The organism is Pseudomonas sp. Je.1.5.c, assembly GCF_051129895.1.
Classification (GTDB): Bacteria; Pseudomonadota; Gammaproteobacteria; order Pseudomonadales; family Pseudomonadaceae; genus Aquipseudomonas; species Aquipseudomonas urmiensis.
In genome coordinates this window covers 38982-53958 of sequence record NZ_JBCPSP010000020.1, presented here as the reverse complement: position 1 = coordinate 53958, position 14977 = coordinate 38982, and the positions used below count along the sequence as shown (strand labels likewise).

The following is a 14977-nucleotide window of genomic DNA, read 5'->3' as shown; positions in this document are numbered from 1 at the left end:
ACGTTCATTTGACGTAGGTATTTCCTAAATGAAGAGCAAATCCGGCATTCATGAGTTTCCGGGCAATACTGCGAATAGCGGCATCTGATCGTGCCGCAAACGACACGCGGATTTGTCCGCCATGGGGACGAGCGTCCTCTACCGTAAGCCCTAACATTCGAGCCTCTTCGAGAAGCTCGGAAAGCAGCTCATATTGACGCTCAGATACTACCTTAGGGCTTCTCGCCGACGCAGATTGCTCGTCCGATTGGAAAACATCCTTCAACGGATCAGCGAACTGTTGAGCACACGTCACCTCTCGAGCATGCTTATCTTCGGACGATTGTGGCATTTCCGCTGAGGAGGGAGGGGGCGGGGGACGCTTCCACTCAAATTGATCGCCCATGTACAGGGCAAGTTTTTCTTTCCTTGCAGGGGTGGATAATTTCCCCAAGGCTTTTGATTCTATTTGTCGAATTCGTTCGCGAGTAACATTGAATCGAAGCCCCACCTCCTCCAAAGTCATGGGTTCCTCGGCCCCAAGACCAAAGCGAAGCTTGATTACCTCAGCGGCACGCTCATCAAGGCTATCAATAATCTTGAGAAGGAGCTCCCGAAGAGAGTCCTCTTCAACTACAGAAGCAGGATCCGAAGTCTCAAACTCCATTAAGGTGTCGATACGAGGAAGTCCAGTATCTCTGCTGACCTCATCCAAGGAGACGACATCACTAAAAGCTGCTAGAAAAAATCTGACTTTATCGATGGGTATCCCCATCCGACGCGACGTCTCGATTTCGGTTTCAGGGCGCCCTGTCTTGTTTTCATATAGCGCCCTCTGGCGCAGGATAGGCAATGCTTCTTTGTGAACGTGCACCGGAACGCGAATAGTCCTAGACTTGTTGTCTATTGCGCGAGATATCTGCTGACGTATCCACCACATTGCATAAGTGGAAAATCGAAATCCCTTTCGCCAGTCATAACGCTCAACGGCCTTGATCAGACCGATATTTCCCTCCTGCACCAGATCATCGAAGGGAAGCTCAGACCACATATATTTCCTGGCAGTGGAGTACACCAAGCGCAGGTTAGCGAGGGTCATCCGCTCCCTTGCAACGACCTGGCGCCGAACTGCAGATACGAAAGTCTCGCCCGCTGGATCGGCTGCTTTACGTGCAAGCTCTAACAGGAAACCTCTTGAAAGGCACGCAGCTGCAAGTGCTGAACGCACTCGGACTTGATCCCCACCCGCAGATCTTGCCGCTGAGATTGCAGAGAGGAAAGCTGCCCCCCTTGGATCAGAGGCTACTTCTTCATCTTTTTCAGCATCGTCCTCAATTGCCGTTGCCCCAGTGCTCTCTTCCTCTCCCTCACCGGGCGCAATCTCGGAACTAAATTCTCCATAATCAGTTTCTCCGCGCGCAACCCTATCAGCAGCCTCGAAAACCATAGAAAGGCCCGCGGGCCAGCCAGAAAGCGCGTCCAGCGCCTGAGCCCCAGCCTCCTCCATCTCACGGCCCAAAGAAACTTCTTCTTCGGCCCGAAGCAGGTCGGCTTTTAGTCCTTTCACGTAGTATCGCAAAGGGTCGTTACGACCGGACGCCAGATCCTCCGCAAACTCCAGTGCCTCAACTAATAAAAACTCCTCTTCGGCCGTCGGCTCAGTCAGATCCAACTGACAAGCCCACGCCCCGGAATCGTCGATCACTCCCCCCAAATCGCCCAAAATAAAGGCCAGCAATCGCTCAGACTCTTCATCGCGACCATCGTCAGCCCCTCGACAGACCTCGATAAGATCGACTTCGGATACAACCCCCTCACGCAGCGCCTGGAGTAGCAAACCACGGACGCCTTCGCCCTCGTCACGCACCACCGGAAGCGCCTTTGCCGGAAGGAACAGATCAATGTCGTCCCACTCCATATCAGTATCGATAGCTTTGTGCCGACCGATCGCTTCCTGAAGCTCTCTGGTGCCCTTGGAAACGGTATCGTCACCCTTCGGGGCAACCGCCTCCGACTCCGCCAACCAGTCACTTTCGAATCCGGAATCAAGAGGCTCATCGTCAATATCGATTAGGTTTGACAACCTTCCCATATCGACGGGTAAAGCTTGTTTGACGGTGAGCGACTCCTCTACCTTCAGAAAAGGCACTTCACCAGAGGCAGAAGGTCTAGGAATGAAACGGCCATCAACTTCAGCTACTTTTCTGGGCCGAGTTTCCATACAGACCGGTTCACCCTCTGCCTTGCAGGAATCAAGCTCTCTAGAGAGGAAGGCCTGGATGGTATATGCCTTTGGGACATTGGCTTGGGTCGACACACTCGACAGGGATGAAACCTCTCCGGGCACCTCGCTCGCTTTTATCGGGTCCAGAATATCCAGAGCGTTTCGCAACAGATCGATACAATCAGAACATCCCCCCTTCTCCGCGTAGGCCAGGGTGCTCACCCCTTGAGAGTCGAGCAGCTCCGGATTTGCTCCAGCAGTCAAAAGAAGACGCACAACACCCTTTTTTCTTCTTGCGGCGGCAAGCATCAGAGGAGTGGCACCTGCATTGTCACGGGCGTTTAGGTCATCGCCCCTAGCGATATGGAGCCTGACGGCAACCTCAACGCCGGCAATACATGCCATGCGAAGTAGGGGGTTCATAGTCACGATCGTGCCACCTTCATAGGGACACGCCAAGGATACGAGCAAAGTAAACGGATTGGCTGCATACGACTATTTTCAGGGGTGACTCCTTGTCCATGATCCTGTCCAAAACGGCATTAAAAGTCGTGCTCAGCCTCCCGGGTAACCAGACTCAAACCGAAAAGGGCGGCACATGATCGACATGCCCGTAGAGGAAATTAAAACGAACCAGCAACAACTACGTTGGGCTACAGCAAAACGCCGTAATGATACCGTGGTCACAATATCCACCGGTCTTACCTAGGTAAAGCCTGACAAGCGAATGGCCAGAATTTTCTGTACCTTTGCTCATATTTTGGCCAGCGATTCAGGTAACTCGAACTACGGGAACCCAGCCCAATTCGCACAAGCGGTAAACGGATGCTCCCAAGAACCGCCTCACGAAGGGGATTGATGAGGCAAGGCTCACTCTTGGCCAATACATCCCGTGGGCAATCTGAAAGATGTTTGCCTCGCTATTGACCCCATCAACCCGTGGGGTATCTATGCAGATAAAGCCTTCTGGCAGAATCAAAAAAATCTCAGCCACACATCACCGCAATGACATCCCCACTATGGAGTCTTCAACCATGTCATTGCACTGCCCGAGCTGCGGCTCTCCTCAGGTCTCCACGCACCTCACCGCCATGCGGATTGCTGCCTTCATCGGCATGCTGGGCGGTGCGCTGCGTGGTGCCGGCACCATCCTGCTCACTGGCCCGGCCGTTACCAGTAACGGCCTAGCCAAACCTCCCAACGTCAACCTCAATGCCCTGTCTTCTGCAATTCTCAGCGGCCTGGTTGGTGCTGCTGGCGGCTGTGCGATGGGCGCTCAGCTTGGTGAAAAACTCGACCGTCATGTGCTGGCCCACAACCTCCAGGTTGCCGGAGTTGTCGTAGCCGCTGATCAAGGCTCGGAACGCGTCCTGGCTGATCTGTTCTTCCTGCTCGTTGCCTTGACCATCGTATTTGACGACAACGGCATAGGGCGCGTCGCATTCCTTCTCGAGGATGAACACCGGTACGCGCTCGCCGCGGCCTTGGTTGTCGGCCAGCCAGCCTTCATCGAGCTGGTACAGCTCGCGCACCAGACGCGTTTTGCCAGCGCTTTGGCTGCCCGCTACGCAGATGTAGTAGACCGAAGACAGCTCACGGGCGATGCGCAGCTTGCGCAGGATCGAGACCAGCGCAGGCCTGGGGTTGCTCCGGGTCTTCAGTTCGGCTGAGATCTTGAGCACGCCAGCTAGCGCATTTTCCATGTCTTTGATCAGGGGGGCTTTCATCAACTACTCCTGTTGAAGCTTGCGCAGTGTCTGGCTGAGGTCATCGGCTTGGGAGGGGATTTCTTGATGACGTGATAGGCGCCATGATGGCCATTAGCCCACTGACAATTCAAGTCAGTCATTAGCCATACACCCCCTGAAAAACAAAACGCCCGATGCGCGGCATCGGGCGTTTTCAGGCCTCAGGTGCGGCGCCCTCAAGCCATCGGCTTACGCAACAAAATATCCACCGCAAAAACCCCCAGCACCGTCCCCGAAACCCATCGCTGGGTACGCATAGCCGATGGCCGCTCTGCCAAGAAGCGACTGACCCTCGAAGCCGCCAGTACGATCAGCCCGTTCACCGTCACGGCAATGACAATCTGCACCAACCCCAGCTGCAGAAACTGCTGCAAGGTCGAGCCTTGAGAGGGGTCGATAAACTGCGGAATCAGTGCCGAGTACATCAAGGCGATCTTGGGGTTTAGCAGGTTGGTGACCAAACCCATGGTGAACAGCCGCCGTGGCGAATGCGGGGGCAGCTCTCGTGCTTGGAACGGTGAGCCGCCATTGGGCTTGAGCATGTTCCAGGCCAGATACCCGAGATAGATCCCCCCGGCGACTCGCACTACGTCATAAGCCAGCGGTACGGCCTTGAACAAGGCCGCCAGCCCCAGCGCCGCCGCGACCAGATAGCACACGAAGCCCAGGGCCACGCCTGCAAGCGAAATCAACCCTGCCAGGCGCCCTTGGGAAATCGCCCGGGAGGTCAGGTAGACCATATTCGGCCCTGGTGACAGGACCATGCCCAGGGCGATGATCGCCACCCCAACCAGGCTCTCGATTGGCATCATCAACGTACTCCCTCATCCTTGGGTTTATCGGCCACCGTCGGCGCCTCGCGCCACTTTTCACCCCGCTAGAAGAGGTGTTGGGCGCGCTGGGCGGCTGGCCGAATCATAATTTCGTCAGTCTTCACATGCGCCGCAAATTCAGCGTTAGACACTATCACCAGTGCCCCATGCTGCCCAGTCAGCGTACGTCTCACGCTAGGGTAAATGGCCTTGTCTATTTAAGCGCCAGCCTGCTTGCACTTCAGCTAGCTGCAGACTGGCGTGCGTTCGAGCAGGGCTCGTTCACCTGCGGCAACGGCCGTCGCAACAGCACACCGACCACCACGGCAAAGATCAGGGCAGCAACACCTGCCGTCAGCAACACCGCCTCAAACCCACCCACAAACGCCCCCCGAGCCACCGGCGCCACTACCTCGCGCAACCCAGGCTCAAGCAAAGCCAACGCCGCCGGCAGATCCCCCGCTGCCACTCGCGTAGCCATCTCCCCGACTTTATCCAAAGCCTGCGGCGCCACCCCAGCCATCGCCTCGCGCAGCAACTGCCCACTGCGCGCCGCCAAAATCCCACCCAGCACGCCAATCGCCAACACGATCGCGCCAAACCGCGTAGTGGTACTCAACCCTGACGCCATCCCGGTTCGCTCACGCGGCACACACGCCATGATGTTTTTCTGCGTATCGCCATTGAGCAGCCCCGCACCAGCCCCCAGCACCACGCTTGCCAGGGCAAAGCCAAGATAACCGCCCTGCCCCGCCGCCCAGGCACACAGCAAGTTCCCTGCGCCCACCAACACCAACCCCAGCGCGAACACATCAGCTGGCGCCATTCGCGCTGCCAGGCGCATCCCCCAGCGCGGGGTCAGCAGCATCGCCACCGCGAACGGCAGCATTCCCGCGCCAGCAGCCAGAGCCGACATCTGCAGGCCGTTCTGCAGGTACAGCGGCAGCAGGGTCATCATCACCTGGGCGCAGGCGGCGTAGGCGAACATGCCGAGCAAGGCGCCGATGAAGCGGCCACTGCGCATCAGTCGCAGGTCGATCATAGGCCTGGCCTGGGCGCGCTCTACCAGTACGAACAGGGCGAACAGCACGGCGGCAATCAGCAGGCGGCCGAGCGTGGTGGCGCTGTCCCAGCCGACTTGGTTGGCGTCGATCAGCGCCCAGATCAGGCAGCCCAGGCTGGCGGCGAAGGTCAGGCTGCCGAGGGGGTCGAGGCGGGCTGCGGCGCTGTCACGCGATTCCTCCACGCTGTGCATGACCATCGCGCCGAGTATTACCACCAGCGGCAGGTTGATGTAGAAGATCCAGCGCCAGCCCAGGGTGCTGGCGATCAGGCCGCCGAGCAGGGGCGCGAAGGTGATGGTCGCGCCCATGCAGGCGCCCCAGAAGGCCCAGGCGCGCATGCGTGCTTCGGGTTCATGGAAGCGGTTGCCGATGGCGGCCAAGGCGGCGGTGAGCAGCATGGCTGCGCCGACACCTTTGGCGGCCCTGGCGAGGTCGAGGAACAGCAAGTCGGGGGCGGCGCCGCAGGCCAGTGAGGCGATGCCGAATACTGCCAGGCCGAGCATCAGCATGCGTCGTCGGCCGAAGCGGTCGGCCAGGCTGCCGGCGGGTAGCAGGCAGGCAGCGAAGGCGAGCAGGTAGGCGCTGACCACCCATTCGATGTCGGCGAACGAGCCGGACAGGTCGCGGGCGATGCTCGGCAGGCTGACGGCGACGATGTTGGTGTCGAGGATGATCAGGGCGCAAACGGCCGAGGCGGTGAACAGGGTGAAGCGGGCGGAGGCTGGGGTGGGCATGTATGGCTCCTGGATTGGATAAGCTGCTAGGACGCTATCGCGGGGCAAGCCCGCTCCCACGAGGGTGTACTGGGCTTGAGTGGGCTTGCATGGATCCTGGACTGGATAAGCTGCAAGGACGCTATCGCGGGGCAAGCCCGCTCCCACGAGGGTGTACCGGGCTTGAGTGGGCTTGCGTGGCTCCTGGAGTGGATAAGCTGCAAGGACGCTATCGCGGGGCAAGCCCGCTCCCACGAGGGTGTACCGGGCTTGAGTGGGCTTGCGTGGCTCCTGGACTGGATAAGCTGCTGGGACGCTATCGCGGGGCAAGCCCGCTCCCACGAGAGCCCACTCCACAGGGCCTGCTTTCACAGCGCCTGCTTCCACGTAAGTTCGCTCGAACTCGCTGGGACACCTTCGTGGGAGCGGGCTTGCCCCGCGATAGCAATGCACCAATCAACGCGGCGGGTCGCCGGGCTTTGCCGCCACGGTTCCAGCCTTGTAGTGTTAGCTTCACCATAGCGCTGTGCGTCGTCCTGTTTGTTAGCCGCCGCGCGCTGTGTCATTACCCAACAGGTAACGAGCCTTCATGGAAATCCGCCACTTCCGCTACTTCCTCTGCGTCGCCCAGCATGGCCATTTCACCCGGGCCGCTGAGCAGCTGGGCATTGCCCCGCCCACCCTCAGCCGGCAAATCCAGGACATGGAGCGCGAGCTGGGCGTGCGGTTGTTCGAGCGCAATCAGCGCGAGGTGAACCTCACGGCGGCAGGCCAGGCACTCTTGCTTGAGGCCGAGCAGGCGGTGCGCCAGTTCGATGCGGCGCAGTTGGGCGCGCAACGCGCCGGGCGTGGTGAGAGTGGCTTGATCGAGTTGGGCTACGTGGCCTCTGCCGCCTACTCGGGGATACTCCAGGCGCAGGTGACGCGCTTCAGCGCCGCCCACCCCAACGTGCGCCTGAACATCCGCGAAACGCCAATGGTCGATCTGCCGGCCCAGGTGCGCGATGGCCAACTGGACATCGCCTACGTGCGCTCGCCCATGGAGTTGCCGGATGAGCTGGACGCAATCGCCCTGCATCAGGAAGGTTTCGTCCTGGCGCTGCCAGCCAGTTCGCGGATCAATGAGTTGAAGAGCATCCCCGCCTCGCGCCTGGCCGAGGAGACGTTCATTCTCCCCGAGCAGATTTCCGGCACCCTCGAAGTGGCCGCCCTGGGTGGCTTCGAGCCGCGCCTGGGGCCGCAGCCGGGAAGCCTGGTGGCGGTGATTACCCTGGTGTCGCTGGGCCAGGGGGTGGCGATCGTGCCGGAGTCGGTGGTGGCGCGGATTCGCCTGCCGCAGGTCAACTACCGGCCGGTGGAGCAGTGCCAGGCCAGCTCGTGGCTGAGCCTGATCCACCGGCGTTTCGAGAAGGCGCCAGCGGTGGTGCGCTATATCGACAGCGCACGCCAACTGTGAAACGGCAGATGCAAAAAAAGGGCATCTGTCGCCAGATGCCCTCCTAGGTCTCAACGCCGCTCTAGCCGACCGAGCGCACGCCCACTGCTCGTTGGTGGCCGCGGGTCGTCACGATCCCGAGGAACGAGATGAAGATCGCCAGGCTCAAGGTGGCGGTCACTTCCGCCCGGTGCTCTTCGGTATACATCATCACGCTCAAGGCCCCAGCGATGAAAATGATCACCGCCCAGGTCAGCCAGGGGAACAGCCACATGCGGAACTTGAGCTCGGCGTTCTCCCGCTCCAGGCGCCGGCGCATGCGCAGCTGGGAGATGGCGATGACCATGTACACCAGCAAGGCGATGGCGCCGGAGCTGGCCAGCAGGAACTCGAACACGCCCTTGGGAGCGAAGTAGTTGAGGATGGCGATGGCCGCGCCGATCAACGTGCTTCCGAACACGGCGGCGCGAGGCACGCCAACCTTGGAGGTGTTTTTCAGCATCGCCGGGGCATCACCACGCTTGGCCAGCGAGTACATCATCCGTGAGGCGATGTAGATCGATGAGTTCATGCAGCTGGCCACTGCCACCAGCACCACGAAGTCGACCATGAAGGCGGCGTTGGGGATGTTCATGATTTCCAGCGCGCGTTGGTAGGAGCCCACCACCGCCAACTGTGGATCGTTCCACGGCACCACCGAGATGATCACGAAGATCGACAGAATGTAGAAGGTGCTGATCCGCCAGATCACCGAGCGGGTGGCCTTGGCGATGTTGCGCGAAGGGTCGCTAGATTCGGAGGCGGCGATGGTCACCGCTTCTGTACCGATGAAGCTGAACATCACGGTGATGAACGCGCCGATTACCGCCGACCAGCCCTTGGGCGCGAAGCCGCCGTATTCGTCCACCAGGGTGCTCAAGCCACTGACTTCGCGGTTGGGCAACCAGCCCATCAGGGCAGCGAAACCGAGGCTGATGAAGCCGAGGATCGCCGCCACCTTGAGAATCGCGAACCAGAATTCGAACTCGCCGTACTTGGCCACGCTGAACAGGTTGGTCCCGGCCAGCAAGACGATCGACAGCAAGGCAAAGATCCAGCTGTCGACCTGGGGGAACCAGGCGTTGAGCACATGCCCGGCGGCCAGCGCTTCGATGGGAATCACCAACACCCAGAACCACCAGTACAGCCAGCCGATGGTGTAGCCGGCCCAGCGGCCAATGGCCTGGTCAGCGTAGGTGGAGAATGAACCGGTGTCGGGATGGGCCACGGCCATTTCGCCGAGCATGCGCATGACCAGGACGACCAAAGTCCCGGCCACGAAGTAAGAGATTATGGTGGCTGGGCCGGCTGCTGCGATGGCATGTCCGGAGCCGACGAAAAGCCCTGCACCGATAATGCCCGCGATGGACAACATCGTTACATGGCGTGGTTTGAACCCTTGCGCGAGGTTACTACCATCAGATCCCACGGTGTTCATTGATCTTGTTCTCTTTTTGCTGACACAAGGAAAAGGGGGCAGGCGTAGGCGAAAATAATCTCCTTTGCAAACAATGGGTAGGCACGTAACTCGCGCTCTGTTGTTGACCTTCTACACGCTTTATCGAGCAACGCGCCAGCTGAATTCCGGGTCCATTTAAGCCGCCTGGGGCGGGTGGAAATTATTCGAGAACGCCTCAGAGGTGCGCGATCACGACAGGGGCTGCTCAATCGCGCCAGATGTCGCCAATGGCGTGTCTGTTTGCGGCATGGGGCTGTTTGGAGGTTCTGTTTTTCAACTGGGTGTGCTGGGGAGTTTGTGCTGGCCTCTTCGCGGGCAAGCCCGCTCCCACAGGTCCCGCGCAGATTTCAGCCCAGCGTTGAGCCAGTTTTGACTCAACACACCCACTGCAAACCCTACAGACCCTGTAGGGGCGGGCTTGCCCGCGAAGAAGCCAGCACCGACCTGACTGCCGCACCCATAAAAAAGCCCCGGTCCCCCACAGGGTTCGCGAGGTTCGCAGTAGGTGTGTTGAGTCAAGACTGGGACCTGTGGGAGCGGGCTTGCCCGCGAAGAAGCCAACACCGATCTGACTGCCGCACCCATAAAAAAGCCCCGGTCTCCCGGGGCCCCGTTGCTCAGGCGTCTGCCTACGCCTGTCCGGTGCGCTCGAAGCGCCGGGCCAGCAACAGGTAAGCGAGGATCCCCAGCACGCCGTGCGCGGCGACGAACCAGAGAGCGTTATCGAAAGAACCCGTGCTGGCCACCACGTAGCCAATCACCAACGGGGTGATGATCCCGGCGATGTTGCCGATGCCGTTGAACACGCCACCACACAAGCCGACCATCTTGCTCGGCGCTACGTCCGACAGCACCGCCCAACCCACCGCTGCCAGGCCTTTGCCAAAGAACGCCAGGGTCATCAGCATGATCACCGCAGCATTGCCATCGACATAGTTGGCCAGCACCAGGCTGGTCGACAGCGCCATGCCGATCACGAACGGGGTCTTGCGCGCCCGGGAAGGGTGTACGCCACGGCGTATCAGCCAGTCGGAAATGACCCCACCCAAAATGCCACCGGTAAACCCGCAGATCGCAGGCAACGCGGCAACCCAGCCGGCTTCCATGATGGTCATGCCGCGGCCTTTGATCAGGTAGATCGGGAACCAGGTAATGAAGAAGTAAGTGAGCGCGGTGATGCAGTACTGGCCCAGGTACACCGCCCACAGGTTGCGACTGGTGAACAGCTGCAGCACCTCGGCGCGGGTCGGTTTGCTCTTGGCGGTCTTGCGCTCGCGCTCCAGGTCGACCAACGCGCCGCCCTCGCGCATGTACTCCAGCTCTTCGCGGCTCAACCCTGGCGCGCTGTGCGGTTCATGGTAGAGGCGGAACCAGACCACACTCAACAGCAGCCCCAATACCCCCATCCAGATGAACACCTGCTCCCAGCTAAGGGCGTGAGTCATCCAGGCCATCAGCGGCGCGAACACCACCACGGCCATGTACTGCGCCGAGTTGAACAAGGCCGAAGCGGTGCCGCGCTCGCGGGTCGGGAACCAGCAGCTGACGATCCGCGAGTTGGCCGGAAACGCCGGCGACTCGACCAGGCCGAGCATGAAGCGCATGGAGAACAACGCCACCGCCGCCGAGGCACCGGCCAGGCCCATCCAGCCGACCGTGCCTTGCATGAGGGTGAACAGCGACCAGAGGATCAGGCTGATGCCGTACACCCGCCGTGCGCCGAAGCGGTCGAGCAGCCAACCGCCGGGCACCTGGCCGAGGGCGTAGGCCCAGGCGAAGGCTGAAAAGATCATGCCGAGCATGACCGGGTCCAGGCCGAGGTCCTTGAGCACCTCGGTGCCGGTGATCGACAGGGTGGCGCGGTCGGCGTAGTTGATCACGGTGATGACGAAGATCAGCGCCAGGACCAGGAAGCGATGACGGCCTACGCTGGCCTGCACCAGCGGGGCGGCGGCGGATTTGCTGTTCATGATGACCTCTTGCTTCTCGGCGGAAGCGATTGTTCTTGTCGGGAGGTGAACGGCCCGGAGGCTGTGGGGTGTCTGCGGCGGCCTCAGGTACGGGTGACTCGCTGCGGCGGTAACTCGCCACGGAAACACGCGGCCAGGTTGTCGAGCACTATCTGGCCCATCTCCTGCCGGGTCTGCAGCGTGGCGCTGGCGCGATGCGGCTGCAGGCTGACCTGGGCCAGATCACGCAAGGCTGGCGGCACGTTCGGTTCGTCGACGAACACATCCAGACCGGCGCCAGCAATGCGCTGCTCGCACAGGGCCTCGACCAGCGCCTGCTCGTCCACCAACTTGCCGCGGGCGACGTTGATCAAGTAACCCTGCGGCCCCAGCGCTTCGAGCACTTCACGGGTGACGATGGCCTTGCCGTCGTCGGCCGAGGCGGCCAGCACCAGAACGTCCACCGAGCGCGCCAGCTCGCGCAGATCGCTGACGTAGCGGTAGCCGGATTCGGGCTTCTCTTGCCGGTCGCAGTAAGCGATGCGCATGTCGAAGGCCGCCGCACGCCGAGCAATCGCCTGCCCTACCCGGCCCAAGCCGACGATGCCCAGGTCGATCCCGCTGACCTTGCGCGCCAGCGCCAAGTTGACCGTGCCCCACAGCCCATCGCGGACCAATCGCTCGCCCTCGCCGAGGCGACGCAGGGTGGCGATGATCAAGCCGATCGCCATGTCGGCCACGTCATCGGTCAGCACGCCTGGGGTGGTGGTGACATGAATGTTGCGCTCGGCGGCGCGGGCCAGGTCCACCGCATCGGTGCCGATGCCACTGATGGCGATGATCTCCAGCGCTGGCAACTGATCCATCAGTGCGTTAGGTAGGCCCTTGGCGCCGCCGGTGACCACGCCGCGAATCCGCCCACCGACTTCATCGAGCAGGCGCTGGGGATGCGCATGCTGATACAGCCGATGCACGCGGTACTCGCGCATCAGCACGTCGTCGATGGCGTCGGGGACGGGTTGGGTCAGCAGCAGGTCGATGGTTGCGCGATTGTCGTGAGGCATCGTTGGCGTCCGGCAGTGGAGGTGAATGACTCCGATGCTAGGACCGCGATCGATACAGGTCTAATATAGATAGTGGATCGAATAATACGGAAATTGAATGATGGAACTGCACCAACTGCGCTGCTTCGTGGCGGTTGCCGAAGAGCTGCATTTCGGCCGCGCGGCCGTTCGTCTGCACATGACCCAGCCACCACTGAGTCGGCAGATTCAGCTACTCGAGCATTCGTTGGGCGTGTTGCTGTTGGAGCGCACCAATCGTCAGGCGCGGCTGACCCCAGCGGGGCAGAACTTTCTGGAGGATGCCCGGCGCATTCTGCAAATCGCCGAATCGGCCAGTCAGTCGGCCCGGCGTATCGCCCACGGCGAAGCCGGGCGGCTGACCTTGGGCTTTACCGCAGTCGGCGCGTACAGCTTGATTCCGCAGCTGTTGGTGCATGCTGCTGAAGTGTTGCCCGGCATCGACCTGGAGTTGAGCGAACGGGTCTCGCTCGGCCAGGTGCATGCGCTAGAGACGGGCATGATCGATGTCGGTTTCGTGCGCCAGGTGATGCCCAGCGCCCGAGTCGAATACGTGCTGATTCACCGTGAGCCGTTCGTCGCAGCGCTGCCCGCTGGTCATCCACTGGCAGCCAAGGCAGAACTCGGCCCGCACGACTTCGATCAGCAGCCGTTCATCATGTACAGCGAGAGCGAGGGGCGCTATTTCCATGACCGCATCGCCAACCTGTTCGCTCGCCATCAGGTGCAGCCGCAGTACATTCACCAGTTGGGGCAGACGCACTCGATCATTGGCCTGGTCAATGTCGGGCTGGGGATCGCGGTGGTGCCTGCGTCGGCGCAGGCACTGCATATGGAGCAGGTGGTGTTCAGGCCGCTGGTGCAGACTGAGCAGGAGGCGGAGATGTTCTTGGCATATTGCAGTGATAACCCCAATACGGTGTTGGCGGAGTTTGTCGAAGTGGCCCGGCGTTTTTTTGCTTGAGCGCTATTGTGTAGTGGCTTTACTGGCCTGTTCGCGGGCAAGCCCGCTCCCACAGGTGGTGGCGTGAGACCCGCGTTCTGTGGTGAGTCAAACATGGCCTCTTCGCAGGTGAAGAGGCCATGTTCAATAGCTTCAGCGCACCAGGCAAGGCCGCTTGTTATCGAAGCTCCAGCCCGGAATCAAGAACTGCATCGCCACGCTGTCGTCGCGCGCGCCCAGCCCCATGTTGCGATAGCACTCATGGGCCTTGGCCAGTTGGTCTTCATCCAGCTCCACGCCCAGCCCCGGCCGCTGCGGCACGCGCACATGGCCGTCGACGATGCGCAGCGGCTCGCGGGTCAGGCGCTGGCCATCCTGCCAGATCCAATGGGTGTCGATCGCGGTAATCTCACCCGGCGCCGCCGCCGCGACCTGAGTGAACATGGCCAGGGAAATATCGAAGTGGTTGTTCGAATGCGAGCCCCAGGTCAGGCCCCAGTCATGGCACATCTGCGCGACCCGCACCGAGCCTTGCAAGGTCCAGAAATGTGGGTCGGCCAGGGGGATGTCCACCGACTGCAACTGGATCGCATGGCCCATCTGCCGCCAATCGGTGGCGATCATGTTGGTGGCGGTGGGCAAGCCGGTGGCGCGGCGGAACTCGGCCATCACCTCACGGCCCGAGTAGCCGTTTTCCGCCCCACAGGGGTCCTCGGCGTAGGCCAGCACCTGGTGTTGGTCACGGCACAGGGCGATCGCCTCCTTCAGTGACCAGGCGCCATTCGGATCGAGGGTGATGCGTGCTTCAGGGAAGCGCTCGGCCAAGGCGGTGACCGCTTCGATTTCTTCTTCACCGCGCAGCACGCCACCCTTGAGCTTGAAGTCGCTGAAGCCATAACGCGCCTTGGCGGCCTCGGCCAAGCGCACCACCGCTTCCGGGGTCAGCGCCTTTTCGTGGCGCAGGCGCAGCCAGTCATCGTCGGCCTCAGCTTCGTTGCGGTAGGCCAGATCGGTCTGCTGGCGGTCGCCGATGTAGAACAGATAGCCAAGCATCTTCACCGCTTCACGCTGCTGGCCTTCGCCGAGCAGCGCCGCCATCGGCACGCCCAGGTGCTGGCCGAGCAGATCGAGCAGCGCCGATTCGATGGCCGTGACGGCATGAACGGTAATGCGCAGGTCGAAGGTTTGCAGGCCGCGGCCGGCGGCATCACGCCCGGCAAAGGTCTGGCGCATGGCGTTGAGCACGCGCTGGTAATGCCCGAGCGGCTGGCCCATCACCAGGCTGCGGGCATCTTCGAGGGTCTGGCGAATGGTCTCGCCACCGGGTACTTCGCCCAGGCCGGTGTTGCCGGCGCTGTCGCGCAGCACAACGATGTTGCGGGTGAAGAACGGCCCGTGCGCGCCGCTGAGGTTGAGCAGCATGCTGTCGTGCCCGGCCACCGGGATCACGCGCAGCTCGGTCACCACCGGCGTGCCGGTCTGCACCTGGCTGGCGCTGAAGGAGTCTTGGGTGCTGTGCATATTCATCTG

General features: G+C 61.3%; 9 protein-coding genes and 1 pseudogene. 3 read left to right on the top strand and 7 right to left on the bottom strand.

The genetic code is table 11. From position 1 onward, the window contains the following. Positions 1 to 4 precede the first annotated feature (4 nt). On the bottom strand, positions 5 to 2626 hold the full coding sequence (locus AAZU54_RS15795) for a sigma-70 family RNA polymerase sigma factor (protein WP_434727372.1): 2622 nt from the start codon (positions 2624 to 2626) through the stop codon (positions 5 to 7). Positions 2627 to 3237: 611 nt separating this feature from the next. Here AAZU54_RS15795 and AAZU54_RS15790 point away from each other — a divergent pair. Then, positions 3238 to 3525 (top strand): annotated as a pseudogene (locus tag AAZU54_RS15790) (hypothetical protein); the annotation flags it as partial. Positions 3526 to 4127: 602 nt separating this feature from the next. Here AAZU54_RS15790 and AAZU54_RS15785 read toward each other — a convergent pair. After that, positions 4128 to 4763, bottom strand: coding sequence for a LysE family translocator (locus AAZU54_RS15785; RefSeq protein ID WP_264236884.1), 636 nt, complete (start codon positions 4761 to 4763; stop codon positions 4128 to 4130). A gap of 241 nt (positions 4764 to 5004) precedes the next feature. After that, positions 5005 to 6561 (bottom strand): MFS transporter, encoded by a 1557-nt coding sequence (locus tag AAZU54_RS15780; protein WP_434727360.1) that lies wholly within the window; start codon positions 6559 to 6561, stop codon positions 5005 to 5007. Positions 6562 to 7129: 568 nt separating this feature from the next. Here AAZU54_RS15780 and AAZU54_RS15775 point away from each other — a divergent pair. Further along, positions 7130 to 7996, top strand: coding sequence for a LysR family transcriptional regulator (locus AAZU54_RS15775; protein ID WP_434727359.1), 867 nt, complete (start codon positions 7130 to 7132; stop codon positions 7994 to 7996). Between the two features lie 61 nt (positions 7997 to 8057). On the opposite strand, the gene gabP is transcribed toward AAZU54_RS15775, so the two are convergent. The 3 genes from gabP to AAZU54_RS15760 all read right to left on the bottom strand — a co-directional run bounded on the left by gabP (position 8058) and on the right by AAZU54_RS15760 (position 12486). Beyond that, positions 8058 to 9452 carry a GABA permease gene (gabP, locus tag AAZU54_RS15770; RefSeq protein WP_186556533.1) on the bottom strand — a complete coding sequence of 465 codons (1395 nt, stop codon included), beginning with the start codon at positions 9450 to 9452 and terminating at the stop codon, positions 8058 to 8060. Positions 9453 to 10102: 650 nt separating this feature from the next. Further along, positions 10103 to 11443 (bottom strand): MFS transporter, encoded by a 1341-nt coding sequence (locus tag AAZU54_RS15765; RefSeq protein WP_434727358.1) that lies wholly within the window; start codon positions 11441 to 11443, stop codon positions 10103 to 10105. Positions 11444 to 11526: 83 nt separating this feature from the next. Continuing rightward, a complete protein-coding gene (locus AAZU54_RS15760) occupies positions 11527 to 12486 on the bottom strand; it encodes a 2-hydroxyacid dehydrogenase (protein ID WP_434727357.1) in 960 nt (319 codons plus the stop codon). Positions 12487 to 12583: 97 nt separating this feature from the next. Here AAZU54_RS15760 and AAZU54_RS15755 point away from each other — a divergent pair, with 97 nt between their 5' ends. After that, positions 12584 to 13468 carry a LysR family transcriptional regulator gene (locus AAZU54_RS15755; RefSeq protein ID WP_434727356.1) on the top strand — a complete coding sequence of 295 codons (885 nt, stop codon included), beginning with the start codon at positions 12584 to 12586 and terminating at the stop codon, positions 13466 to 13468. Between the two features lie 132 nt (positions 13469 to 13600). On the opposite strand, the gene gudD is transcribed toward AAZU54_RS15755, so the two are convergent. Beyond that, a complete protein-coding gene (gene gudD / locus AAZU54_RS15750) occupies positions 13601 to 14968 on the bottom strand; it encodes a glucarate dehydratase (RefSeq protein WP_434727371.1) in 1368 nt (455 codons plus the stop codon). Positions 14969 to 14977 lie beyond the last annotated feature (9 nt).